We start from the raw sequence: 226 nt of genomic DNA on the forward strand, positions 1-226 counted from the left end.
CTGAATGGTGCTGATATCGCTCGTAGCGAATGGTACCGTGAAGGTCGTGTACCTTTGCATACTTTGCGTGCGAACGTAGATTATGCAACTAGCGAAGCACACACTACTTATGGTGTACTGGGTCTGAAAGTTTGGGTTTATACAGAAGGTAATATTAAATCTTCTAAACCTGAGCATGAGAAGAAACAAAGAAAGGCAGGTGGACGTAATGCTGCAGCCAACTAGA

At 43.8% G+C, this 226-nt stretch carries 1 pseudogene; it reads left to right on the top strand.

The window, feature by feature from the left end:
• A pseudogene (locus ACTHSP_RS24270) lies at positions 1–225 on the top strand (30S ribosomal protein S3); the annotation flags it as partial.
• Position 226: the final 1 nt, after the last annotated feature.

It is taken from the genome of Neisseria sp. P0001.S005 (genome assembly GCF_051963715.1).